The 24,378-nt window shown below is 35.5% G+C and carries 21 protein-coding genes; 11 read left to right on the top strand and 10 right to left on the bottom strand.

Annotation, left to right across the window (positions count from 1 at the left end):
* Positions 1–12: 12 nt before the first annotated feature.
* The 3 genes from GYM75_RS02985 to GYM75_RS02975 are packed head-to-tail and all read right to left on the bottom strand — an operon-like array spanning position 13 to position 7,332.
* Positions 13–4,005 (bottom strand): toxin VasX, encoded by a 3,993-nt coding sequence (locus tag GYM75_RS02985; RefSeq protein WP_220216689.1) that lies wholly within the window; start codon positions 4,003–4,005, stop codon positions 13–15.
* A gap of 28 nt (positions 4,006–4,033) precedes the next feature.
* Complete coding sequence (locus GYM75_RS02980; RefSeq protein ID WP_220216688.1) at positions 4,034–4,963, bottom strand: hypothetical protein; 930 nt, start codon at positions 4,961–4,963, stop codon at positions 4,034–4,036.
* Positions 4,964–4,965: 2 nt separating this feature from the next.
* On the bottom strand, positions 4,966–7,332 hold the full coding sequence (locus tag GYM75_RS02975; RefSeq protein WP_220216687.1) for a type VI secretion system Vgr family protein: 2,367 nt from the start codon (positions 7,330–7,332) through the stop codon (positions 4,966–4,968).
* Between the two features lie 495 nt (positions 7,333–7,827).
* On the opposite strand from GYM75_RS02975, the gene GYM75_RS02970 reads away from it, so the two are divergent.
* The 8 genes from GYM75_RS02970 (at position 7,828) to ggt (ending at position 16,623) form a co-directional block, all read left to right on the top strand.
* Positions 7,828–8,055: a ChaB family protein gene (locus GYM75_RS02970; RefSeq protein WP_220216686.1), complete on the top strand. Its 228-nt coding sequence runs from the start codon at positions 7,828–7,830 to the stop codon at positions 8,053–8,055.
* 383 nt (positions 8,056–8,438) lie between these two features.
* The gene (locus tag GYM75_RS02965) at positions 8,439–9,875 is read left to right on the top strand and encodes a 6-phospho-beta-glucosidase (protein WP_220216685.1); all 1,437 of its coding nucleotides are present in this window, start codon (positions 8,439–8,441) and stop codon (positions 9,873–9,875) included.
* Positions 9,876–9,926: 51 nt separating this feature from the next.
* A complete protein-coding gene (locus tag GYM75_RS02960; protein WP_220216684.1) occupies positions 9,927–10,244 on the top strand; it encodes a PTS cellobiose transporter subunit IIB in 318 nt (105 codons plus the stop codon).
* 151 nt (positions 10,245–10,395) lie between these two features.
* Positions 10,396–12,405, top strand: a complete 2,010-nt coding sequence (locus GYM75_RS02955; RefSeq protein ID WP_220216683.1) for a BglG family transcription antiterminator — start codon at positions 10,396–10,398, stop codon at positions 12,403–12,405.
* Positions 12,406–12,407: 2 nt separating this feature from the next.
* Positions 12,408–12,749: a PTS cellobiose transporter subunit IIA gene (locus tag GYM75_RS02950; RefSeq protein WP_220216682.1), complete on the top strand. Its 342-nt coding sequence runs from the start codon at positions 12,408–12,410 to the stop codon at positions 12,747–12,749.
* 12 nt (positions 12,750–12,761) lie between these two features.
* Positions 12,762–13,253 carry a hypothetical protein gene (locus GYM75_RS02945; RefSeq protein ID WP_220216681.1) on the top strand — a complete coding sequence of 164 codons (492 nt, stop codon included), beginning with the start codon at positions 12,762–12,764 and terminating at the stop codon, positions 13,251–13,253.
* 14 nt (positions 13,254–13,267) lie between these two features.
* Positions 13,268–14,629 carry a PTS cellobiose transporter subunit IIC gene (gene celB / locus GYM75_RS02940; RefSeq protein WP_220216680.1) on the top strand — a complete coding sequence of 454 codons (1,362 nt, stop codon included), beginning with the start codon at positions 13,268–13,270 and terminating at the stop codon, positions 14,627–14,629.
* Between the two features lie 290 nt (positions 14,630–14,919).
* A complete protein-coding gene (ggt, locus tag GYM75_RS02935) occupies positions 14,920–16,623 on the top strand; it encodes a gamma-glutamyltransferase (RefSeq protein ID WP_220216679.1) in 1,704 nt (567 codons plus the stop codon).
* A 162-nt stretch (positions 16,624–16,785) separates the two neighbouring features.
* Here the strand turns inward: ggt and rplI are convergent, their stop codons facing one another.
* From rplI to GYM75_RS02905, 6 genes are all read right to left on the bottom strand, one after another.
* Entirely contained in the window at positions 16,786–17,235 is a 450-nt protein-coding gene (gene rplI, locus GYM75_RS02930; RefSeq protein ID WP_220216678.1) for a 50S ribosomal protein L9, read from the bottom strand.
* A 22-nt stretch (positions 17,236–17,257) separates the two neighbouring features.
* Positions 17,258–17,485, bottom strand: a complete 228-nt coding sequence (gene rpsR / locus GYM75_RS02925) for a 30S ribosomal protein S18 (RefSeq protein WP_025314965.1) — start codon at positions 17,483–17,485, stop codon at positions 17,258–17,260.
* Positions 17,486–17,489: 4 nt separating this feature from the next.
* On the bottom strand, positions 17,490–17,795 hold the full coding sequence (gene priB / locus GYM75_RS02920; protein WP_363317378.1) for a primosomal replication protein N: 306 nt from the start codon (positions 17,793–17,795) through the stop codon (positions 17,490–17,492).
* The gene (rpsF, locus tag GYM75_RS02915) at positions 17,782–18,165 is read right to left on the bottom strand and encodes a 30S ribosomal protein S6 (protein ID WP_065559156.1); all 384 of its coding nucleotides are present in this window, start codon (positions 18,163–18,165) and stop codon (positions 17,782–17,784) included. The genes priB and rpsF overlap by 14 nt, the downstream gene beginning before the upstream one ends.
* A gap of 342 nt (positions 18,166–18,507) precedes the next feature.
* Positions 18,508–19,581 carry a lytic murein transglycosylase B gene (gene mltB / locus GYM75_RS02910; RefSeq protein WP_220216676.1) on the bottom strand — a complete coding sequence of 358 codons (1,074 nt, stop codon included), beginning with the start codon at positions 19,579–19,581 and terminating at the stop codon, positions 18,508–18,510.
* Between the two features lie 58 nt (positions 19,582–19,639).
* Positions 19,640–20,626 carry a 2-hydroxyacid dehydrogenase gene (locus GYM75_RS02905; RefSeq protein WP_220217276.1) on the bottom strand — a complete coding sequence of 329 codons (987 nt, stop codon included), beginning with the start codon at positions 20,624–20,626 and terminating at the stop codon, positions 19,640–19,642.
* 226 nt (positions 20,627–20,852) lie between these two features.
* Here GYM75_RS02905 and GYM75_RS02900 point away from each other — a divergent pair, with 226 nt between their 5' ends.
* The gene (locus GYM75_RS02900; RefSeq protein WP_220216675.1) at positions 20,853–22,103 is read left to right on the top strand and encodes an MFS transporter; all 1,251 of its coding nucleotides are present in this window, start codon (positions 20,853–20,855) and stop codon (positions 22,101–22,103) included.
* A gap of 8 nt (positions 22,104–22,111) precedes the next feature.
* Positions 22,112–22,768, top strand: a complete 657-nt coding sequence (locus GYM75_RS02895; protein WP_220216674.1) for an NAD(P)H-dependent oxidoreductase — start codon at positions 22,112–22,114, stop codon at positions 22,766–22,768.
* Positions 22,769–22,827: 59 nt separating this feature from the next.
* Here the strand turns inward: GYM75_RS02895 and GYM75_RS02890 are convergent, their stop codons facing one another.
* Positions 22,828–23,013, bottom strand: coding sequence for a hypothetical protein (locus tag GYM75_RS02890; RefSeq protein ID WP_220216673.1), 186 nt, complete (start codon positions 23,011–23,013; stop codon positions 22,828–22,830).
* Positions 23,014–23,410: 397 nt separating this feature from the next.
* Here GYM75_RS02890 and trxB point away from each other — a divergent pair, with 397 nt between their 5' ends.
* The gene (gene trxB, locus GYM75_RS02885) at positions 23,411–24,364 is read left to right on the top strand and encodes a thioredoxin-disulfide reductase (protein WP_220216672.1); all 954 of its coding nucleotides are present in this window, start codon (positions 23,411–23,413) and stop codon (positions 24,362–24,364) included.
* Positions 24,365–24,378: the final 14 nt, after the last annotated feature.

The raw sequence follows: 24,378 nt of genomic DNA, 5'->3' as shown, positions 1-24,378 counted from the left end.
CTCTTTTTTTAATTAGATTTTACTTTTTTTATTAATGATTAACGGTACGTCATCATACTTATTGTACTGAATCATAATATGATATTTTTCGATACTGGCTTCGCCAATTGTGCCTGCAATCCATTTATTGATAATTAAACCGTTTTTTATAAGTTCATCGACATTGGTGTGTGTTTCAGTTTGTATATTATTTGCGGATGTGATTAACGTAAATTCAGCAGGCTCAATAATTTTGTTATTATCAGGCAAAGGTTTGCCGGTGATTGGATCATATTCTCTTTCGTATTTTTCAAAGTAGGCTTTTTTATCCGTTCTGGCAAATTTTTCTATATTATCATTGTACTTTTTGACTTCTAATATCTCTATATTTTCTGTCGTTATACGACATTTTAGATCAATATATCTTTCTGGTACGGGTTCAAATGCTGTTTTATCGTTAAAATGGGTGATAAATATGCGTATAAGTGCTGTTGCAGATTCATTTTGATTATATTTGCTAAAATCGGGAATATCCAAATAAAAATAAACATGGCGTCGATTTGGATTGCTACCACCTGGTCTATTTGATACAAACCCGACTTTAAGATAAGGTGGTAATAAACGAATAAAAGTCTGGATATTAGAGACCATAACCGCATAGTCATTGAGTGCTGCTCCAAAACCACTGTGATCATTGTAATCTTCTTCTTGATAGGCACTATAGCCTAAATAATCAAACTCTGCCTGTGTGCCAAAACAGCAGCGGTTTAACCAATGTTGAATAGGGGTTAAATTATCATATTTTCTACTCAACATAATTATTATTGCTCCTCCTATAATCATAATTACCCCAATAAGAAGCGTAAGCCATGATCCCGCTAAGGCTATGATGGCGCCAATTCCTAATCCAACAGAGCCAATCAATCTCCGATAAAAAAATTTACTATCCTCCATATTTCTCATATCATACGCACTGATTAATTCCTCAGCAGCCTCGATTACGGTAATTGCCGTAAATACTTTATTAACCGTTTTAGATATCATGCTGTTAAATTTAATTTTAGCTTTGAGTAGGCTGATCTTATTACCCGCATTGAGGGCATCTTTCAGTTGTATATTCAGTTTGATATATTGATATTGGCTGGTGATATCAATAGCAATCAGTCCTAATGATAATAATTCTTTAAGTAGCTGTTGTTGGGCTTGTTGAGCACCATTACCTTCTTTAACCTTATCCCACTCTTTCAGGATATCGTTAATGTTCATTAAATTAATACATCCTAACACCCCACTAACTGCAAGATTGACTTTAAAGGTAAATTTCCCTTTTTTGATATGATTTTCAGCTTCTTCTATCTTGATTTGAACTCTACTCTGATTTTTCTGATTCTCATTGAACACAACAACATCTTTCACTTTTCCCATTTTTTCATCAATTTTGGTTTTTGCTCGGTTGGTATTTTTATCACTGGTTTCGTTTAATATTTGGGTCGTGGTTGTTTTGCCTCGATTAGCATGTTCTAAGCTTTCAAGACGTATTTTTTGCTGATATTTTAATTTGAAATAATCTTTATAGGCTTGCTCCATAAATTGTTTTAAATTATAAGGGCTTAATTTGCCGTTGATGCTATTTATAAAGTTCACAAATAACGTTTTAGTATGTATATCTGGAAAACATAACGTAAATTTAACCTTTTGCACTTTGCCCGATCCCGTTTTGACTGGCTTTTCATCAATATCAAAATTGTCAAGAAAGGCAAGTTCGTGTGGGTGATAAATGCCCCTATTAAAAAAAGACCGGTGCATTTGGGTGAATAAATTTTGAATTTTAGCAATATTTTCGGGTCTCACTTCTACATTAATTTCAACCGGCAGAGCCCCAAGTTTAGCTAGTTGATCAAACGCATTTAATCGCATCCATTCGGTTTTAATTGGAAAACGTAAGGTATCTTTCGCCAAGATTGCCTGATTTTTTAGTGCTGTATTTGCTAACGGTTTGCTTTCAAGTGTAACTGCCGCTTCGGCGGTTTGAGTGAGATTAGATAGCTGTTGTTCAATAGCTTTAAGTTCTTTGTTAAGTTGCTGAATTTGGGTTTCATAGCTCCTCTTTAACTTTCTAAGCTGTTCTTGTGCGACAGGATCACTGACTGGAATGTTTTGCTTTTGCTTTTCCAGTTCGGCTATCTTTTGTTGGTTTTGCTTGATTTCAACTTCTGCTTGTTGCTTATTTTCACGTAAAACTATTAATTTATTTTCTAAGTCGTTATTATGTCTTTTTTCTATATAACTATTAATAACCGAAAAAAATTTAGTCGCATTTGATATCAGTTCAAGGGGTTTTAGCAGACTATTATCGGTCAGATCAACATAGAGTTCTTTATCATGATCGATCCCTTTAGGGTTATCGTATTCACTGATGTAGTAAATACTTTCAGGATTACTGAGTAGTTCGTCCCATAATGCGCTGTCTTCATCCAATTTTATTTCTGAATGGGTGGTATCGAGTAACATATTTGTCACTTGCGATAGATAGACTAGTTGCGTTTCTGAACTGCTAAAATCAAATTCACGTTGCCAAAAATGGTTGGCATTGACGCTAAATGGTTTTGTTTCAGTAAATGCTGAGGTAAAGCCATCTTTGCCAAATAACCAACGTGCATACGTAAAATAGTCTAATGACCACTCTTTATGGTAGTTGACTACTTCTTTATATGCTTTTTCTAATTTAATATTGAATTTTTCAATTTCACCTTGATCGATGTAATCATCAAAATCCTTAAGCTTTTCTCTTTTTTCTGCATATAAACGGCTTACACGAGTAAGCATTCTCGTCGATTCGGGAATGCCATTATAGCCTACAGTGTCCAGACCCGAATTTTTAAAATTTTCAATCTCTTCTTCTACTTTTGCAATTTGTTGATCATAAACAGATATAATAGAAGATCGGTATTGTTCGATTAATTGCAATATTATGCGTTTTTTGAACATAACCGGTTTATAATAGTTAAATTGTCGCTGTAACTTAGGATTAATGGTTTTGAACATGTTTTTCGCACGTTGTTCATAAATTTTATTCAGCTTATCAATATCGTCAAAACCGTTTATTGTTTCTTCCGCTAAATTGATTTCATCGTCAGTCAGTGGCTGTTCATTAAATATATGCAGATGCACAACACGCTGTGTGTTAAGTTCTTCGGCAATGCCAAAGGTATCTTCTAATACAACTCCACAAGATATTGGTTTCGATCCTTTGTATAACTGGCTAGCATGCGTTGCAAATTGTTGTTTTTGCTGTTTAAAACTGTTAAAGGGATGCGCCGATTCAAAGAAAGGTAATTTATTATCATCAAAACGAAACTCTAATACTTTGCTGGGGGTTTTAGTATTATTTACCTGACCAAAGATATCGGTAAACGGGACAGCCCGGTTACTGGTTGCTTCTGCCGGTGACTGAGCTAAATTAGTAATATCTATTTTGGTAAAACGGGATAACACTTGATTGTCTTGCTCTTTTAGATAATCTTCAACGGCTGTTGTACTCCAAGGTTGCGCACTGTATGCTACCCATGCTTGAGTATAGTCTTGTTGTAGATGAATAAATGCTGCCGGAATAGTGTGACAGTAGTTTTTACAGGCTTTAGATATCGGTCTTGGTTCGGTAAAAGTAAGTTGGTGATGGCTTCTTAATCTTAACGCCCCTTCAACACATTCATAGGTTTGCATCATTCGACTATTTATATCTTCGCCTTGTTGTTGCATTACATAGATGTAACCGTTTCGCAAAGTCCGTAGAATATAACCGTATTCGATCAGTTTTTCATCGGGCATACGTGATCTAAAATTTAAATTTTTTGTATAATTTGCCAATTCTTGATAATCGGGATTCGCCTCATCCGTTTTAAGACCTTTCATTTTTATCACCGCCTGACGCAATAAAAATACCGGTATTCCTGTTCGACCACACGCAAGGCAATTACCACTGGCTTCGTTTTTATTTTCTATGGCGATGTTTTCTGTTTTATTCATCTTATACTCTTTAATTCTTTATTTTTCTTTATTCTGTTAATAAATGGATTTGGCTTTCAAGGTTAATCTTGGCGTCAATGACATGTTTAGAAAATGTACCGGGCGCCAGTTGGGCTTTAGGTATCTGTTTCAGTACTTCTGGATGGGTAGTAAACATATAGTGATACCTTAATCCATTTAGTCCCCAAAAAAGAATATCGGCAGCATCGGTTAAGCCTAATCTGTCAGCTTGTTCAATCAATTGCGTTGCCTGTATAATTACCTGCTTTTCAAGTGGCACATTTTTTTGTTCTTCAAATTGTGTGCGGTTATTTGCCCATGCATTAACAAGCGTGCGAATGACCCTTAATTTTTTTAAATGCTCACAGTATTCCGTACTCCAACCTTGTTCTATTGTTGATTCGTCATCGCTTATATAAGGAATAAATTCGCCATTGTGAATTGACGGATAATAATAGTTTTCAATTTGTGAAAATTGCGCTTTAAGCCATGCGTTGTCTTGGTTTGAACCAAGTTCATGTAAAAACTGCATCCGGAAAGGTTCAAAAAAGGGATAATAATGTCGTCGCAATGTTTTAGCGATGTGATTTCCAATATTAATAATCTGCTTTGCCAATATTGATGGTTTAAGTTCAGTGACAATAAATGCACAGATATATCGTTTTGACCAAAAACATTCAACCGAGGCTTGCATTGTGATTTTATCAATGACTGCTTGTTCTAAAAATTGATAAGGTTCAGCAAGCATAACTAATGTCGGGCATACGCTTGGATCATAATCTAGATCAGTGCGTAAAACCGTAGTAAGTTTTTTTTCGCCAAATAATTTATCTTCACCATATAAACTCTGTAATCCTCTACGTGATAATGGACTGACCGAATTTAGAGCGACTAAATTATCAATTAAAAGATAACGATATTTATTAAAACTGGCTCTTTTATTTAATTCTTTAAGCATATTTAATCCATTTCGGAACAACTTTTAATATCTAAATTACTTGATTTTAGTTTAATAGTTCTGGTTTCGGTTGCTGGTGACATTTTTTGCATCGCATTGCTTTTAAGATAGATATTATCTTGGGTGCCTAACTCAATCCCAGCTTCGCTTATTTTGATATACGAACCACCACAAATAAGCTTGAGTGTTTTTGCGGCAGAAAAGTCGACATGACTGTTAGCACTATCAATTTGAATGTTTTGTTTTGCCGCTAACGCTATTTGGTCTGTTTGAGCTTGCACATCGATATCACCCTGATTAGTAATAACTTTCACTCCCGATTTTTGTGCCATTAAACTAATCGCTTCTGAGGTAGTTAAGGTAATATTTTTCAACGCCGAAATATCCGTCTGTTTTGCCGTTGTCACTGTTACACTATTTTTGGTTGTGAGTTGGATATTTTCCGAACTGGTTAAAGCCATCCCTTCTTGTGCATAAGCGAGAATTCCCGGTTGTGACATATTAGATACTGCGCTTTGTAATTGTTGCTGGGAATCAACATCAGGTACATGACTTTGTGCTTGTTCCGTCGCATTTTGGAGTGCTTTAGCTATCGATAACGCATTTTCCAGTTCAGAAATTGCCCCTTGCATGTCTAGCTGTTTGCCTTGCGCTTTGGATTTTGTTTGACTGGTCAGATACAATCCACGGTTCGCTGCAATCGCTCCCCACATATCGGTACGAAGTTCAAACCCTTCCCCTCGTTGCTCTTTATTACTGTTGACAAGATGCCCGATATTTAATTGTGTTTTGCCATATTCGGTTGCGAGTTTGATATGCTCCTGACCTCGTTTGTCATCCATTCGCAATTTGTTGTTAGTGGGTGTGCGAATCACATTACGATGTTTATTAAGATTTGTAACAGGATCAGGATGCGCGCTATCATGAAATGCAAATGCAATATAAGGGCGATTTGGATTTTGATCTGTAAAGGCAATAGCCACTTCAGTACCATCAATTAACGGAAAATGAAAACCATATTGGCTTCCAGCATAGGGGCTGGCAAATCTGACCCATAAACTTTCTTGACCACTACGCCAGTTTGCTAAATCAAAGTTGAATTTGACCCGATAACGCCCATGTTCATCGATATAACCATATGTATCATTATCTGGACTTGTAATTCGGGCTGGCAAGGTATTTCCAATTTTGGGCATAGGTAATGGACGTGGTCGATAAGGTTTTAAAACATCAAACGCAATAGCGGTAAACTCTATTTCGTAAGCGTTGCTCCGATCACCATTACCTGTAATCGCTAAGATAATTATCCCATCATCGATGTCATCGATTTCGCTGTTTATAATAAACCATCGTTGACCGGGTGCTAGATTATAATTATTGCATTTACCCTGAATAATACGTTGATGCGATATGTTATGCTGATGACGAATAGTAGCAAACCATTGCCCGCTTTCAATTTCATTGCTGTCTGTATTTTCTGATAGATGTTTATAGTTTTCACCGTAATGGTACTCAGTGCCATAAGTGGTAGTTTCAGTTAATGCCGTATTGACTTGCGAAAACATGTCTTGTTTTGCATTACGATAGTTATAGTCATTAACCATAACATTTTGATTAACCATTTTACTTTGTGGTGTGAGCGCCCATACACTGAAATTACCACCATCGCCCATTCCGCTTGGTTTTTGATGAATAATTGAGCCATATTCTTTAAAATGTTGGTCTTGATCGCTGAATACGACAACATCACAATTATGTTCTGGATGCGTTTCAAAGTAAAAACTAATTCCAACATCCGATAATAATCTTTGAATAAAAGCCAAATCACTTTCTTGCCATTGAGTAATCAGTTCTCGAGCAGGATAGCTTTCACTTAAATCAAGTCGATAATCAATACCATTTAAACCGTGTTGTCTTAATAGATGTTCAACGACACTTATTACACTTTGATTTTGATAAATTGCACTACCTCGACTATTGTTAAGTAGCGCAAGCCTTGGTTCCAACACAACTTGGTAATGTGCCTCTTCTTGGTTTATTGATATTAAACTAAAGGCGGTTATGACACCAAAAACTTGCTTTGTAATAGATGATGAATCAAATATTATATCCATTAGTTTTTCTGTTTCTGGCAAAAAAGAGAATGAAGCCGATTTATTTAAAATACTGTCAACGGATAAAGCTCGATTGGGACTTGTGAAAGTGATGGTATAGCGCCAAGGCTGATTTAACTGTTCATCAATGACGACCGAAAAAACCGATATCGTATCGGTCATGTCAAGTTCATCAAGTTTGAGTAAGTAACGATTATGAGACACCGTACTGGTTAGAGCATCAAGCCCTGCTGAAACTATATCCGTTAATGACATCTGCTTTCCTTATTAATTCTACAACCTAAATAGCACTTATTTACCACCATAAATTATTATAATAATTCTAATAGTGTTAAAAATCTGGATAAATAAAAAACAAAATAGTATTAAAATAACTTTTTTAATTTAATTAATCAATAATTACATAACTTTGAGTAAAAACTTTTTTATTTTGTAAAGATTGATTTTCGTTTAAAATTTTTTTATTTAGGCAATTTTATTTAATTATCGAAAAAATAATCAATGTTAATCAATACATTACACAGATCATTACCTATCTAATACTTTGTGTTTAATTTTACTTTTTTATTAACATTAATCTTGTTTATAAACAACTGCAAAATATTAAATATTGATTATGTATTGCTAAAATCTGCTTGTATTTGACTATAAAAACATCTAAATTCTTAGTAAGTCGTTTTAAATGCTATTTACCCATCATTACCATTAATTTTGCAATTATATATGATTCATTTTTAAAGGGGATGTGATATGCCATACAAAACACGCAATGATTTACCTGAATCCGTACGTCATGTACTGCCAGAACATGCTCAAGATATATTTAAAGAGGCATTTAATAGTGCGATTAAGGAATACCAAGATCCGAAAAAACGACGAGACAATAGTCCGCCTGAGCAAGTTGCCTTTCGTGTTGCTTGGTCGGCAGTTGAAAAACTTTATCATAAAGATGAAAACGGCAAATGGGTAGCTAAATAATATTATCAATATGATTGAGTATTAGAACAATACTAAAGCCAACTATGATAGTTGGCTTATTCATATGTTCAATCTAGTGTGATATTTTGTCAAATCTGAAGCTCTTACTCAGTCAAATAGACTCTTTTATGGTTAATACCGATTTCTATTGTGATGATCAATATATAGTGTGAATTTCTTTTAGCGTTGTGGTTGATATCTAGCAACTATAATTGATTTATTTTCCTCATGCTTTATCTTCTCCTTTCTTGTATTTGCTGTTTTGCTAAACCTGCCATATTGCACTGATATTTTCCTTATCAATACGGAAAATGTTGGTTAGTAATTCTTTATTTTTCCTTTTATACTAAATTTGAATCGTCAACAAACATAGGTGCTTGATTATGAATAATAAAGGTTTACCAAAAGATTTTTTATGGGGAGGAGCGGTTGCTGCTCATCAATTAGAAGGGGCTTGGCAAGCGGGTGGAAAAGGAATAAGTGTTGCCGATGTCATGACCGTTGGTTCGCCAAAAAGTTATCGTAAAATTACCGAAGGAATTATTGAAGGTGAGTATTATCCTAATCATGAAGCCATCGACTTTTATCATCATTATAAAGAAGACATTAAACTCTTTGCTGAAATGGGCTTTAAATGTTTTAGAACGTCAATTGCTTGGACACGGATCTTTCCTAAAGGTGATGAACTTGCGCCAAATGAAGAAGGCTTGAAGTTTTATGATGATCTTTTCGATGAATGTTTAAAATATAATATTGAGCCAGTTGTTACCCTTTCTCATTTTGAATTGCCTTATTATTTAGTCACCGAATACGGTGGATTTCGTAATCGAAAATTAATCGATTTTTTCGTTCGTTTTGCCGAAGTGTGTTTTGATCGTTATAAAGATAAAGTCAAATATTGGATGACGTTTAATGAAATTAATAATCAAGCCAACTTTGATGAGGATTTTGCGCCATTTACCAATTCAGGGATTTATTATCAAGCAGGCGATAATCGTGAAGAAATTATGTATCAAGCGGCTCATTATGAGTTAGTTGCCAGTGCTAAAGCCGTGCAAATTGGTCATGCGATCAATCCCGATTTTCAAATCGGTTGTATGATTGCTTTTGTACCTATCTACCCCGAAACCTGTAAGCCGAGTGATATATTAATGGCGCAAAAAGTCATGGAACGTAAATACTTTTTTACCGATGTGCATGTCCATGGTCAATATCCAAATCATATTATCAAATATTGGCAGCATAAAGGCTTTAAGTTAGATGTAACCAGCCAAGACTTAGAGGTACTGGCAAACGGCACCGTCGATTATATTGGCTTTAGTTATTATATGTCCAATGCGATCAGACATAAAGCAGGCAACGATCGTTATGAATTTAATGAAAAAACCTATTTGATCGGTAATCAATACGTCAAAAAATCGGATTGGGGTTGGCAAATCGATCCTGAAGGATTGCGATACGCATTAAATTGGTTTACGGATATGTATCATTTGCCGTTATTTATCGTGGAAAATGGTTTTGGTGCTTATGACAAAGTCGAGGCTAATGGTGCAGTACATGATCATTATCGTATTGAATATTTGCGTGAACACATTAAGCAAATGAAGCTGGCTGTTTTGCAAGACGGTGTTGACTTAATGGGCTATACCCCTTGGGGCTGTATCGATTTAGTTTCAGCAGGCACGGGCGAAATGGAAAAACGTTATGGTTTTATTTATGTCGATAAGGACAACAAAGGGAATGGCACGTTAAAACGTAGTCGCAAAGATTCATTTGCATGGTATAAAAAAGTGATTGAGTCAAATGGTGAAATTTTATAAGAATTTTGATTTATAACCCATTTTATGGATAACAACTTTTTAGGAGAAGCTATGAAAAAAGCGTTAATTATTTGTGCTGCTGGTATGTCTTCATCGTTAATGGCAAAAAAAGCAACCGAATATTTTACCAATAAAAATAAGGCGATTTCAGTTGATGCTGTTTCAGCAACCGAAGGCAGTAATATGATTAAAAATAGTGATTTTTCCCTGTTTTTAATTAGTCCACAAACGATGATGATGTTAGATAAATTCAAAAAATTGGGCGATGAAGTCGGTAAGCCTGTTGTCAGTATTCCTTTTCAAGCTTATATCCCTACCCCTTCGGGGATTGAACAATTAGCGAAATTGATTGAGGAAAATATCCAATAGTTTTAGATCATTGCTGTTTTCAGTATTGGGCGCCGTTTTTTGACCGTTTTAGGGTCGGCGCCCGGCGATGTTGCTTAGAGTGTGTCTGATTAGCAAACTAAAGCAACCACACTATTCTTTATCTTTTTAGCTGTTATAGGTGTGGATGATAATGATTAAAAATAAACAACGCGATCTTATTAGCTTATTAGTCGGCTCAAAAAATCAGTTTAAAAGCAGTGCGTTGCTGGCAACTGAGTTATCATTATCCGATAGAACTGTTCGTACTTATCTTAACGATTTAAAAGCATTGATTGAATGTAATGGCGCCAAAATTGTCAGTAAACAAGGCTATGGTTATCAATTGCAAATCTTGGATAGAACGGCGTTTAATTCGTTTTTGATTGAACATCATTTATTAGATCGGCATGAAGAACAAGCCAATATACGGGAAGTCTGTCACCGCAAACACTACATTCTTAATCTGCTATTACTGGAATGTCAAAAAATCGATATTGAAGCATTATCCGAACAGTTATTTATTAGTTCATCACAACTCAATAAAGATATGCTGGAAATAAAAAATCAGCTTCACCCCTTCGAACTGACTTTAAAGAAAAATAAACAGCTATTTTATGTGGACGGTGCAGAAAAAGCCAAACGTCATTTTATTATGAGCTATTTTTTTCATGAAGAATCCATGAACTTTTTGCAGCGTTTAACTTATTTAAATAAGTTTAGTGATGCAATCAGTTTTGACACGTTAACCATTATTATTTTAGATGAGTGTCGTGAAGCAAACATAAAATTGTCCGATGTGATGATGCAAAATATTGTGTTGCATCTTTCTTTAAGCATTAAACGTTTACAATCTGGTCTGACCATTCAAAATTTGGATATGCCAGAAACAACTAAAAGTTCATTGGAATTTCACGTTGCGAAAAAAATAATTGATCGCATTGAGACAGTAATTGGTTTTGCTTTTCCGAAAGAAGAACAGATGTATTTAACCTTGCATTTGATGAGTAAATCTAACTTTATCCAACAAGATTTAGATGCGCAACTGAGCTTAATGTTAACCGATTTATTACTTAAGATTCAGCTTGAAACAGGCTATCAATTTTTGAAAGATGAGCAATTAAAAAATGGCTTGGTTCAACATTTAAAACCGATGTTAGTAAGGTTAGCGCAAAATATCAAACTTGAAAATCCATTACTGAATGAGATCAAAACCTGCTCGCCCGAATTATTTGACTTAGTTAAGCACTATTTTAAACAACTCCCTAATTTAACTAAGTTAACTGTTTCTGATGATGAATGGGGTTATTTAGCCCTGCACTTTTTGGCTTCGGTTGAAAAACTGAAAAATGCGCAAAAAATGAGAGTATTAATTATTTGTGCAACCGGATTGGGTAGCGCTCAGCTTTTAAAAAATCGGGTCGAGTGTGAATTTGATGAGCGTATTAAAATTATTGATACCCGAGGCTATTATGAAATTGAACCCGACATGTTAAACGAAGTGGATTTTATTATCTCTTCCGTCGATCTTTCTGCTAAAGTCTTTAAAATTCCGGTTTTTCATGTTTCTGTTTTTTTTACTGAAGAAGATGTGCAAAAAATTCGGCGTTATCTTTCTTCACGTCATGTCATAACTTCATCCAATCTGAACACGATGTCATCGACTCATATCGTCAATGAAAAAAATCATTTGTCCTATCTTGAGCAAGTCGTTGAAGAGGTGACTGCTGATTACTTTTATTATTGCCAATGTCCATTAACGAAAGACGATATTTTAGATCTTTTATTGGAGCGTTTAGCGCTCAATGAAGCCTGTTGTTATAAATCAAAGATGATTAAACAAATGGCTAAACGAATGGCGTTGGGGGATATCTTTTTTAGTCCTAACATTGTGGTACCGCATCCTGCTGTTCCTGTCGGAAGATTATCTAAAATGGGGATTGCGCTGATTCCTCATGGTGTCTATTGGGATAAATATCACCCTGATATTCGCTTTATTTTTCTTATTTCACCGTCTGTTTATCAAAATCCTTCTTTAGCAATGATGACAAAAGCAATCGTCAATTTGATTGATGACTCAGCGATGCAACACCAGTTATTACAATGCCAAACTTTTTCCGAATTTAAATCACTGTTTATTAAACTTATAGAAAAGGGAGCGTAACAATGATTTCAAAAATGAGCTCAGAAGATATTCAACTAGTCGCTTTTAATATTATTTTGCATAGTGGCAATGCCAAAACCAAAATCCATGAAGCCTTTCAGGCAATGCGAGCAGCCAAGTTTGATCAGGCTAATCAACTTCTTGAAGAGGCTAATCATGAAATTTTAGCAGCCCATCAATCTCAAACCGAATTACTGCAATCTTATGCCAATGGTATGCAAATCGAAATGGAAATTATTATGGTGCATGCTCAAGACCATTTAATGACAACCATGACAATGCGTGAAATTGCAATTGAGATGTCATTTTTATACCAAAGATGTGATCAGCTATCGGCTAACTAAAGAGGTTAAGCAATGATGATAAACGCCCAATTAGATAAGTCTAAAAAATTGAGTTTAACCAATCTTTATTTTAATCGTTTTTTAACGATTCGTTACTCGACTGCTTTTTTGCTATTTTTGAATCTTTACTGGGCTGTTTTTTTGCTTGGCTCGAAGTCCTACACCGCTATTTTACCTATTACGCTTGTTATTTTGGGTGCATTAACCGCTTTTGAACAAGTAAAGCTTTATCGCAATCATGATAACTTTCTGCCATTTGCTAAGTTATTTTTTCAAATGATGCTTTTAATGTGTGGCGTGTTATTTATCACCCTTTATACATCTTTATTTCATCTCTTTTTTCCATTTTTAAAAGATTCGCAACCTGTTTTAAATACGATCATGGGGCTACTAATTGGGAGTGGTGTAATCGCTTTTTTAATGCTTAAAAGATTGGCAAAAATTCAACGTAACGAGGATAAACATTTTAAACGAATCCAAGCTTATGAAGAAATTATTAATTAGATGAGGAAAACAAAATGAATACCGGATTTGTGTTTTTACAAAAGTATTTAATGACACCAATGGCAAAAATATCACAATTTAAAATTGTGCGTGCGGTAATGGCTGCCGGTATGGCATCAGTACCTTTTTCAATTGTTGGCTCTATGTTTTTAGTTTTTAATACCTTGCCAATGACATTCACGGGTTTAGAAGGTTTTTTTGAAAATACGTTTTTTCGGGTCAGTGATCTGTATATGATTGCCAATACCGCTACAATCGGTATTTTAGCGCTCTATTTTAATTTTGTTGTGGGCTATGAATTAACAAAAATTGAAGCGGAAGAGACAGGCTTAAAAGTGAATGCCCTTAACGGTGCAATGTTATCGGCTTTTGCATTTTTTATGACTTTACCGGAATTAGTCATGCAAAATGGAGTGATTACATTACTCAGTGATCAAAGTAACCTTGTGTTTAATGGTCTACGTTTAACGCCTTTCGTGTTTCGCTTAGGCACATCGGGGATCTTTATTGCTATTGTCATGGCAATAGTCGCCACGCATCTTTATTTTTTATGTGTCAGACGAAATTGGGTTGTTAAAATGCCCGAAACCGTACCATTAGGTGTTTCACGCTCCTTTACGGCGTTGATTCCAACGTTTGTTATTGCTTTTTGTATCATTATTTTAAATGGCTTTTTAGTGTTTATGGGGACAGATATCTTTGATATTGTCAGTATTCCGTTTACGTTTGTGACTAACTTAACCAAAAGTTGGTTAGGAATTATGGTTATTCTTTTTTTAATCCATGCATTATGGGTTGTAGGTATTCACGGGGCAAGCATTATTGGGGCGTTTATTACGCCAATTATGTTAGCCAATATGACCGAAAATACCGCAGGTGCACATATTCCATTCGCGGGTGAATTTAATAATTCATTAGTCATTTTAGGTGGCTCAGGTTCGACACTGTTAATGACGTTTTTTATTGCTTTTTTTGCTAAATCAAGCCAGTTAAAAATTTTAGGTCGTGCGTCCGCTGTTCCTGCCATATTTAATATTAATGAGCCGATTATTTTTGGTATGCCCATTGTTTATAATCCCTATTTAGCTTTACCTTTCTTTTTAGCGCCAATGGCATGTGGAACGTTAGGATACTTTGCTATTAGTTCGGGTATTATGAATCCCATTATTGCTTTAGTTCCTTGGCCGTCACCAATGGGATTAGGCGCCTTTATCGGGACAGGTGGAGATTATAAGGCGGCCATTGTTGCGATACTGTCTGCTATTTTAGCGCTATTTATCTATCTTCCGTTTGTTAAACTTTATGACAATAAATTATTTAAAGAAGAGCAAGGCAAACCTGTTGATGATGTTCAAGAAGTTGGCGAAGCCCATTAAAAATAAACGAGTATAATCGTTTTATCAATTTATAAGTGTTAATTTAAGTCACGATTAATCATTCATTAATCGTGATTTTTTTTGAAAAGGTTTTGCAAACTAAAAATTGTGTTGAATTATCAATACGTCCATTAACAATCACTGAACATAATTTACTCAATGCATAAATCTTCTATGCTATATTCATCTATTCCTCCTCTTCAATTTTTGACTCGCTTTTCACATTAATAATAACGATGCCTAGCGACAAAAGTGGGGGAAGTTATCATGTATTTAGCAGGAGGTGTTGTATGTCCTATTTGAAAAATCTGTTCATTAAGTATTGCTGTTTTGCTTTGTTTTTATTGGTATCTCAGCAAGTGCTTGCTGTTGAGACTCATCAACAAACATTTAAAGCAGGCGCCGTTGCTTCACCGGATAATTATGGTGCTATGGCAGCGAAGGAAATACTTGAAAAAGGTGGAAATGCAGCCGATGCCGCCGTGGCTACTGCATTTACCCTTGCCGTGACCTATCCTGAGGCTGGCAATATTGGCGGTGGTGGATTTATGACACTTTGGATGGATGGAAAACCTTATTTTATCGATTATCGTGAAGTTGCCCCCCATAATGCCTATAAAACCATGTTTTTAGATAGTAATAATGAAGTGAGCCCTGGTTTAAGTCTTTATTCTCATCAAGCTTCTGGTGTACCGGGTACGGTTGCCGGTATGTGGGCTGTTCATCAACGCTTTGGTCAATTAACCTGGCAAGAAGTGATGGCGCCAGCAATCCGCCTTGCTAATGAGGGTTTTATTGTCCCACCGCAACTTATTGAACGTTATCAAGAAGCGGTTGTGACTGCGCCAAACAACGATTATTTTAAGCAATATTTTGGTAGTATGAAAGCCAATAAACTATTTAAACAACCTGAATTGGGTCATGTTTTAAATAAAATTGCTCAATATGGACGTGATGGTTTTTATAAAGGTGAAATAGCCAAACTGATTGCCAATCAAATGGCAGATAATAACGGTTTAATTACTGAAACTGACTTAGCAAATTATCAGATAAAATGGCGTGATCCTTTGATAGCCAATTGGCATGATATGCAAATCATAACCGCTCCTCCACCAAGTTCAGGTGGTATTGGATTAATCCAACTATTATTAATGAAGCAAACATTAGCAGACAAGTTTAAAGATGTGAAACCCAATTCTGCGCAATATATCCACTTATTAGCTGAAATTGAAAAACGTGTTTTTGCTGATCGCGCTGAATATATGGGCGATCCTGATTTTGTCAGTGTACCCGTTGCAAAACTTATCGATCAACAATATTTAGTTGAACGAGCCAAACAAGTTAATCCTATTGTGATTTCGAAAACTGAGCAAGTGAAACCCGGTTTAGATTGGGAACATGAAAAGTTACAAACTACGCATTTTTCAATTGTTGATAAGTGGGGCAATGCAGTATCAAATACTTATACCTTAAATGGTTGGTTCGGTTCGGCTATTGTTGTTAAGGGTACAGGTATTTTACTCAATAATGAAATGGACGATTTTAGTAGCAAGCCTGGTATTGCCAATCAATTTGGTGTGGTCGGTAATGATGCAAATGCCATCGAACCCAATAAACGCCCATTGTCATCCATGTCTCCAACTCTATTTATCAAAAATAATAATGTAGAAATGGTGATAGGCACCCCTGGTGGTTCGCGCATCTTTACCTCTATTTTTCAAGTTGTGGCTAATGTTTTTGATAATCATATGTCATTAAAAGATGCAGTCGATACAGTACGTTATCATCATCAATTATTGCCCGATAATGTGATTTATGTTGAACGTTTTCAAAAAACAGTACCGAAAGCGTTTAAAAAAGAGTTAGAAAACATGGGATATCGCTTTGTGCAACAAGATTTTAGCGGTGATATTCAAGTAATTAAAATTCACGATAATAAACCCGAAGCGGTGTCAGATATTCGTGGTAGAGGTCAATCGATTATCGTTAACTAAATGATAGATTGAACATCATAGTAATGTTGACAATAAATGAGTTGGGTCAATTTTGCTATTAAATGATTAGAATTGTATTTCGATTTTATCAAGATTAGCATTGAATTAAGTCAATAAAAAGCCCGTCTAATTGACAGGCTTTTTATCGCGATTTGAAGATAATTATTCTGCAATAATTTCAACAATAACTTTAGCAAAAGCTTCGCTGTGTACTTGGAATAACACTTCAAATTCACCTGTGTTACGTAATACACCATTTGGTAAGCGAACTTCGCTTTTTGATACGTTAATACCACGAGCTTTAACCGCATCAGCGATATCACGTGTACCAATAGAACCAAATAAACGACCTTCATCACCAGCTTTAGAAGTAATAGTCACTTTACCAAGTGCATTAATTTCAGCAACGCGTTGTTCAGCCGCTTTTAATGTCTCAGCAAGTTTTGCTTCTAATTCAGCACGACGCGCTTCAAAGAATTCGATATTCTTTTTAGTCGCAGGTACTGCTTTACCTTGTGGAATCAAAAAGTTACGCGCATAACCCGCTTTAACATTAACTTGATCACCTAAGCTGCCTAAATTAGCAACTTTATCGAGTAGAATAATTTGCATTATATGTTCCCTCTGTTGCTAATTACTGATGGTTGTCAGTATATGGTAATAATGCCAAGTAACGAGCGCGTTTGATAGCGCGAGCTAATTGACGTTGATATTTTGCGCTAGTACCAGTAATACGACTTGGTACGATTTTACCACTTTCTGTGATATAGCTTTTTAATAAAGAAACATCTTTATAATCAATTTCTTTAACGCCTTCTGCAGTAAAACGGCAGAATTTGCGACGACGGAAATAACGTGCCATTTGGCTATTCTCCTAATAGTTTAATTTGGTCAGCATGTAACACAAGTTGACTTGTTTGATTACGTTTAGTGTGTGTACTAATAAAGCCACTCACTAATACTTTGCTGCCTTTTTTTATGTAACTTAACTCTTGTTGTCCGCTGGCAATAACGGGCATTACGCACCATGCTTGCCTTGTGAGTTCTGCTTCAATTTGTTCAGAAACATGTTCTAAATAAAATTGGCAGTGTGACACTCCACTTGGACTGATCTTTCTTATCGGGGTCTTAGTAACAATACCCGATAACACCAAACGATTATTCTTCGGAATCATCGTCCATGTTTACTTCGCTAAAATCTTCTTCAGCGTTACGACGCTCATCTTTAGCTTTTAACATTGGTGAAGTTTCAGTTACAGCATGTTTAGTACGCATAATTAAACTGCGAATGACTGCATCATTGAAACGGAAGTTATCTTCAAGCTCGTTAACAGCTTCTTGAGTCGCTTCAACATTCATTAACACATAATGTGCTTTGTGCAGTTTTTCGATAGGATAGGCTAATTGACGACGACCCCAATCTTCTAAACGATGAATTTTTCCACCGTCAGTCGTTAATGTACCAGTATAACGTTCGATCATACCCGGTACTTGTTCACTTTGATCTGGGTGAACCATAAAAACAATTTCGTAATGACGCATTATCGCTCCCTACGGATTAATCAGCTTTCTGTCGGGGCAACCGCAACCCATTGAAAGCAAGGAACATGAAAATTTGGCGGTTGAAATCGACGGGGCATTATATATCAACTGACCATAATTGACAAATGAATATGTTAAGTTTAATAAATTTTTGTGCCAGACTAATACTGATGATAATTGTTTGATAACAATAAATTTAAGGAATATTTCACGCAAATTCTTTAATGATTCTTGATAAGTCTAATCATATTTTCATTCTTGGCTATCTTTACCCATTAAAAAGGTCACCCTTTGGTGACCTGAATATAGCAAAACATTTATATTTGTCTTTAGGTTGTAATCTTATTTTGCCGCTTTTACGGCTAAGCCTAACTGCCATACCGCCATGGCATAATAGCTACTGTGATTATAACGCGTAATGACATAAAAATTAGGTAATCCATACCAGTATTGATAACGATCGCCCATATCAAGCCGTAATAAGCTAACTTGTTTATTGCCATCTAATGTGCTTTCTGGTTTCAATCCTGCATTGGCCAATCTTTCGATCGAATATTTGGTACTAAACCCTGTTTCAAGCGATAATGCTTCCCCATCCGCTTTTACAGCCACTTTTTTTCCTTTTTGCCAACCATAGGCTTTAAAATAGTTAGCAACACTACCAATCGCGTCTACAGGATCCCACAAATCGATATGACCGTCATGGTTAAAATCCACCGCATGATTTCTAAATGCTGATGGCATAAATTGACCATAACCCATTGCCCCAGCAAATGATCCTGTCAAATCAAACGGATCTACGCCTTCATCTCGACACATGATTAAGTAGTCTTCCAGTTCTTTAGCAAAATAAGCTGAACGTCTTGGATAATAAAAGGCAAGTGTCGAGAGTGCGTCGATAATTTTTGTTTTTCCCATGACTCTGCCCCAGCCTGTTTCAACGCCAATAATTCCAACAATAATTTCAGGTGGGACACCATACTCTTTATAAGCTCGTGCTAACTCTTTTTCATATTTATGCCAGAACTCTACCCCTTTTGGCAGATTACTTGGCGTGATAAATTTATTTTTATAACGCAGCCATGCACCATTAGGGCCAGTCGAAGGCCCTGATTGTGGTGCTTGTTTATCCATTAAGTTTATAACCCAATCGAGTTTGGTGGTTTGTGCTAGTACTTCTCGAAGTTGTTCTCGGTCAAACCGATGTTTATTGACCATTTTATCAATAAACTTTTCCTGCTCAATAGCTAATGGTGCATTATTAACAATAACAAGATCATGCTCTTTTTCGAGATAAACACCACCTTTTACATTTGAATGACCTCGATGTTGTTGCATTGGAGATGTTGTTGACTTATTACTATGACACGCAACAAGCAAACTTAACATGCTAAATAAAATCACAATACGTCGCATAATCCATCCATATTTAAAGTGTTAAAAATTAGACAACATGATAATGTATTTTATTTTATTAAACAATATTTTGACAAGGTTCACCACTTGTAATGAGTTTAATATTATTCAAGGTGGTTTCAGAAATATTCAGCAGTGCTTCTTGAGTTAAAAATGCTTGATGTCCCGTAAAGATGACATTATGACACGATGATAATCGGCGGAATACATCATCTAAAATAACATCATTCGATTTATCTTCAAAAAAGAGGTCTCGTTCATTTTCATAAACATCCATCCCTAATGCACCAATTTTGGTTTGCTTTAAGGCATCGATTGCTGCTGTGGCATCCAGTAATCCACCACGACTGGTGTTAATAATCATGACGCCATTTTTCATTTTTTCAAATGAAGCTTTATTAAGTAGATGATAGTTTTCTGGGCTCATTGGACAGTGAAGCGTAATCACATCAGATTTGGCATAGAGTTCATCAAGTTGAACATATTGTGCACCTAATTCGACTGCAATATCATTTGGAAAAGGATCATAAGCTAAAATATTCATGCCAAAACCTTTTAGAATTCGGATCACTGCTTGTCCAATTTTTCCGGTACCAATCACGCCTGCAGTACGATTATGCATATTGAATCCAGTTAAGCCATCAAGAGCAAAATTTGCATCACGAGTACGTTGATAGGCTTTATGTGTACGTCGATTGAGCGTCATCATGAGTGCAACGGCATGTTCGGCTACTGCTTCAGGTGAGTAAGCTGGTACACGGACAACGGTAATGCCTAATTTTTTGGCTTCAGCAATATCAACATTATCAAATCCTGCACAACGTAACGCTAAGATTTTTACCCCACAATGCGCAAGTTTTTGTAAAACGGTTTTATCAACTTCATCATTAACAAATACACAAACGGCATCATAACCTTGGGCTGTTACCGCTGTTTTATGACTGAGTTTATGGTCATAGTATTCGATATTAAAACCAAATTTTTTATTGGCAATCTCTAAATGTTCTTTGTCGTAGTGTTTGCTACTGAAAACCGCAATTTTGATTGAATGTTTCATTTTGTTGCACCTCTGTTCATGGTGATTAACGCATGTTTAGTTGTCTCTGTTTTTTATAGTTTCATTAAAACTATACAGACATTGTAAACCTAAATAAAATAATTTCAGCCAAATGCCAAAATGAATGAGTTGTTTGCTTTGACCTTAGTGATTATTTTGACAATGATATGTTATGATAGCACTTTGCTAAAAAACTAACCAATAATGATAAATAATGAATAAGAAATTAACTGGTACATTTTTAAATAGAAAAATGTTGCTTTGTGTTTATACAGGCTTTTGTTCTGGATTACCATTTTTCTTTATAATTCAATTAATTCCGGCTTGGTTAAAAGTTGGTGGTGTTGATATTAAAACAATTGGCGCTTTTACACTAACACAAATACCATATTTATTAAAATTTCTTTGGGCACCATTATTAGATCGTATTTCACCTTTTTCGCTTGGATATCGAAAAGGATGGTTGCTTTTAACACAATTAAGCTTGTTGTTCATCATACCTATATATGGTTTTCTGACACCGAAAAACAATATTGATATCATTGTGTTCCTTAGTTTACTTACTGCATTTATTTCAGCAACACAAGATGTTGCTATCGATGCATATCGAAGAGAAATTTTAAGTGATAATGAACTTGGTAACGGAAATAGCATACATATTAACGTTTATCGAATAGCTGGATTTATTCCTGGTGGTTTATCTCTAATTCTTGCTGATTATTTATCTTGGATTGAAGTTTTTGCTTTCACTGCAGCTTTCATTGTTCCAATGCTAGTTATTACAATGATGTTAAAGGAACCAATGCATAATAATTATATTCCATCGGATAAATCCGTTTTCGTGCAATCCATAATTGAATTTATTAAGCGTATATCATTCCCAAAAGTTTTATTTGTATTATCTTTTGTGGCTCTGTACAAACTCGGGGACAGTCTTGCAACATCTTTAGCGACACCTTTCTATTTGGATATGAAGTTTGAAATGAGGCATATTGGTACTATAGCTAAAAATGCTGTCGTATGGCCTAGCCTTTTGGGCGCATTAATTGGTGGTGTATTTATATCAAAATTTGGATTAAATCGTTCGTTATGGATATCTGGTTTTGTTCAGATGTTTTCAATTTTAGGTTTTGTTTATTTATCTTGTGAAGGACCTTTTCAATCAATAACCTATAAACAATTAATTATGTTGGGGATTGTAATCAGTTGCGAATCAATAGGAGTGGGTATGGGGGCAACAGCATTGGTTACATATATTTCTAAAAATACAAGCCCGCTATTCACAGCAACCCAATTTGCTTTATTAACAGGTTTTTCAGCTATACCGAGAACATTAATCAATTCTATGTCTGGCTTTTTAACCTCTTATTTAGGCTGGACTAATTTTTTTTGGTTGTGCTTTTTTCTTGCTATACCAGGAATGTTATTACTTTTTGTGGTTGCACCATGGAATAAAAAAACTTAGGAGAGAATATGGATCAATTTACTCAAGCATTAAATTTTCGGCATGCATGCAAAAGATTTGATGAAACGAAAAAAATAGATCAGGCTGATATGGAGTACATTTTAGAAGCGGGTCGGTTATCACCTTCTTCTTTTGGTATTGAGCCTTGGCATTTTGTCGTTGTGGATAATGATAAAATCAAAACGGAATTACGTGCAGCTTGTTACAATCAAGAACAGGTAACAAGTTGTTCACATTTTGTCATTGTGCTTTATCGTAAAGCCAATAATTTTACATTACAGAGTGAGTATTTGCGTCGAACAGTTGCCCGTAGTTTGCCTGATGAAAATGATCAAACCGCTATTGATGTTGCCAGTCAATATTTTATCAATTTTTGTGAGCATGGTTTAGCGAGTGGACTAACCATTAATCATTGGTCAGAAATGCAAGATTATCTTGCTTGTGCCAATATGATGACAGCAGCAGCTTATCGAAGTATTGATTCGTGTGCTATTGGGGGATTTGAATACGATAAAGTGGTTAAACTACTTGAAAAATATATGCCTCAATTCAGTGCTGAATCTTATGGAATAGGGCTATGTTTAGCTTTCGGTTACCGATTAAATGAGCCTACAACAAAAATTCGCTGGCCACTTGAAGATATCACAACTTATCTATCAAATTAAAAAAACTTCCGTGCCTAATGGCGACGGAAGGAATAAAATGAAAAAAACAACACTAAAACTCATTTAACCGACTGATATAATGTTTCGGCATCTACTGATGCCGACTCCATAATAAACACCACACCAGATAAAATATTACCAATTTGTGGATTAGTAACATTTTGTTGCAATGACGTTAAAATTTCTTGCGCCCAATTTATTTTTCGTAGTACGGCTTCTACGCTTTCTTTTGAAGGATTATTCACTTTTATTTCCCTCCATCTTGCTAGGATTTCATTTTTAAAAATAATGAATAATAGTTATCAAATTAAGTAACAGGTTTTGAATAAGAAAAAAGCACATTTTAAACGTAAAAAACTCAAAACTAAAACAAATATTGTTTTAAAAAGTTTAAATTCAATTAAAAAAACTGAAAACAAAAAGATAATCAGGTTATCACCATTTAAATAAATATATTGTGTTTACCTATCGCTACAATAATCAATTTTTTTGCCAGAATGAGATTGATAATGATAGACTTGTGACCCAGAAATATCGTTAATATCAATTGGTAGACTGTTTGTTGGCTGTCAGTAATAAAAAAAATTTTTCGTACGAAAATTAATAATAAGATGCCAGAGCAAAATAAGTAAGGATTTTAAAATGAAGACAAAACATGTACGTTTATTAATATTGGGTTCTGGCCCTGCTGGATATACTGCAGCGGTGTATGCCGCACGTGCTAATCTGTCCCCTACCTTAATTACCGGATTACAACAAGGCGGACAGCTTACCACCACCACAGAAATCGAAAATTGGCCTGCAGCTACGCCTGATTTAACAGGGCCTGAATTGATGGTTAAAATGCGAGAACATGCCGAACGCTTTAATACCGAAATTATTTTCGATCATATTGATCGCGTCGATTTTAGCACTAAGCCTTATAAACTTTATGGCAGTGACACAGAATATAGTTGTGATGCCCTTATTATAGCGACAGGTGCTTCCGCCCAATATCTTGGTTTACCTTCTGAAGAAGCTTTTAAAAGTAAAGGGGTGTCGGCTTGTGCGACTTGTGATGGATTTTTCTATCGTAATCAGAAAGTGGCTGTCGTCGGTGGCGGTAATACGGCTGTCGAAGAAGCACTTTATTTAGCAAACATCGCAAGTGAAGTTCACTTAATTCATCGCCGTGATACTTTTAGAGCAGAAAAAATATTAATGGATAGATTGCACGAAAAGGTACAACAAGGAAAAGTGAATTTACATACTCATCGAATTGTTGATGAAATTTTGGGCGACAATATGGGCGTAACGAGTGTAAGACTACTCAGTACACAAGATCCGAATATCAGTGAAGAAGTCGCTGTCATGGGCGTTTTTATCGCCATAGGTCATAAACCGAATACCACTATTTTCGAAGGACAGCTTGAGTTAAAAGATGGATATATTAAAGTCAAATCTGGTACAGAAGGTCGAGCAACACAAACCAGTGTCGAAGGAATTTTTGCAGCAGGCGATGTGATGGATCACATTTATCGGCAAGCCATTACTTCGGCAGGTACGGGCTGTATGGCAGCATTGGATGCAGAACACTATTTAGATAATTTAAAATAGAAAAATATTGATAT

Source organism: Gilliamella sp. ESL0441, assembly GCF_019469185.1.
Lineage (GTDB): Bacteria > Pseudomonadota > Gammaproteobacteria > Enterobacterales > Orbaceae > Gilliamella.
Note: the sequence above shows the minus strand (reverse complement) of the source record. Positions and strands in the feature narration are given on the sequence as shown.

What these genes read in the sequence shown, in the direction of transcription:
- GYM75_RS02895 (WP_220216674.1), top strand. Translation starts at nt 22,112, where the DNA reads ATGGATCAATTTACTCAAGCATTAAATTTTCGGCATGCATGCAAAAGA.
- GYM75_RS02950 (WP_220216682.1), top strand. Translation starts at nt 12,408, where the DNA reads ATGATTTCAAAAATGAGCTCAGAAGATATTCAACTAGTCGCTTTTAAT.
- GYM75_RS02970 (WP_220216686.1), top strand. Translation starts at nt 7,828, where the DNA reads ATGCCATACAAAACACGCAATGATTTACCTGAATCCGTACGTCATGTA.
- GYM75_RS02975 (WP_220216687.1), bottom strand. Translation starts at nt 7,332, where the DNA reads ATGTCATTAACGGATATAGTTTCAGCAGGGCTTGATGCTCTAACCAGT.
- GYM75_RS02965 (WP_220216685.1), top strand. Translation starts at nt 8,439, where the DNA reads ATGAATAATAAAGGTTTACCAAAAGATTTTTTATGGGGAGGAGCGGTT.
- celB (WP_220216680.1), top strand. Translation starts at nt 13,268, where the DNA reads ATGAATACCGGATTTGTGTTTTTACAAAAGTATTTAATGACACCAATG.
- GYM75_RS02945 (WP_220216681.1), top strand. Translation starts at nt 12,762, where the DNA reads ATGATGATAAACGCCCAATTAGATAAGTCTAAAAAATTGAGTTTAACC.
- rpsR (WP_025314965.1), bottom strand. Translation starts at nt 17,485, where the DNA reads ATGGCACGTTATTTCCGTCGTCGCAAATTCTGCCGTTTTACTGCAGAA.
- trxB (WP_220216672.1), top strand. Translation starts at nt 23,411, where the DNA reads ATGAAGACAAAACATGTACGTTTATTAATATTGGGTTCTGGCCCTGCT.
- rpsF (WP_065559156.1), bottom strand. Translation starts at nt 18,165, where the DNA reads ATGCGTCATTACGAAATTGTTTTTATGGTTCACCCAGATCAAAGTGAA.
- GYM75_RS02900 (WP_220216675.1), top strand. Translation starts at nt 20,853, where the DNA reads ATGAATAAGAAATTAACTGGTACATTTTTAAATAGAAAAATGTTGCTT.
- rplI (WP_220216678.1), bottom strand. Translation starts at nt 17,235, where the DNA reads ATGCAAATTATTCTACTCGATAAAGTTGCTAATTTAGGCAGCTTAGGT.
- GYM75_RS02980 (WP_220216688.1), bottom strand. Translation starts at nt 4,963, where the DNA reads ATGCTTAAAGAATTAAATAAAAGAGCCAGTTTTAATAAATATCGTTAT.
- ggt (WP_220216679.1), top strand. Translation starts at nt 14,920, where the DNA reads ATGTCCTATTTGAAAAATCTGTTCATTAAGTATTGCTGTTTTGCTTTG.
- GYM75_RS02955 (WP_220216683.1), top strand. Translation starts at nt 10,396, where the DNA reads ATGATTAAAAATAAACAACGCGATCTTATTAGCTTATTAGTCGGCTCA.
- GYM75_RS02985 (WP_220216689.1), bottom strand. Translation starts at nt 4,005, where the DNA reads ATGAATAAAACAGAAAACATCGCCATAGAAAATAAAAACGAAGCCAGT.
- mltB (WP_220216676.1), bottom strand. Translation starts at nt 19,581, where the DNA reads ATGCGACGTATTGTGATTTTATTTAGCATGTTAAGTTTGCTTGTTGCG.
- GYM75_RS02960 (WP_220216684.1), top strand. Translation starts at nt 9,927, where the DNA reads ATGAAAAAAGCGTTAATTATTTGTGCTGCTGGTATGTCTTCATCGTTA.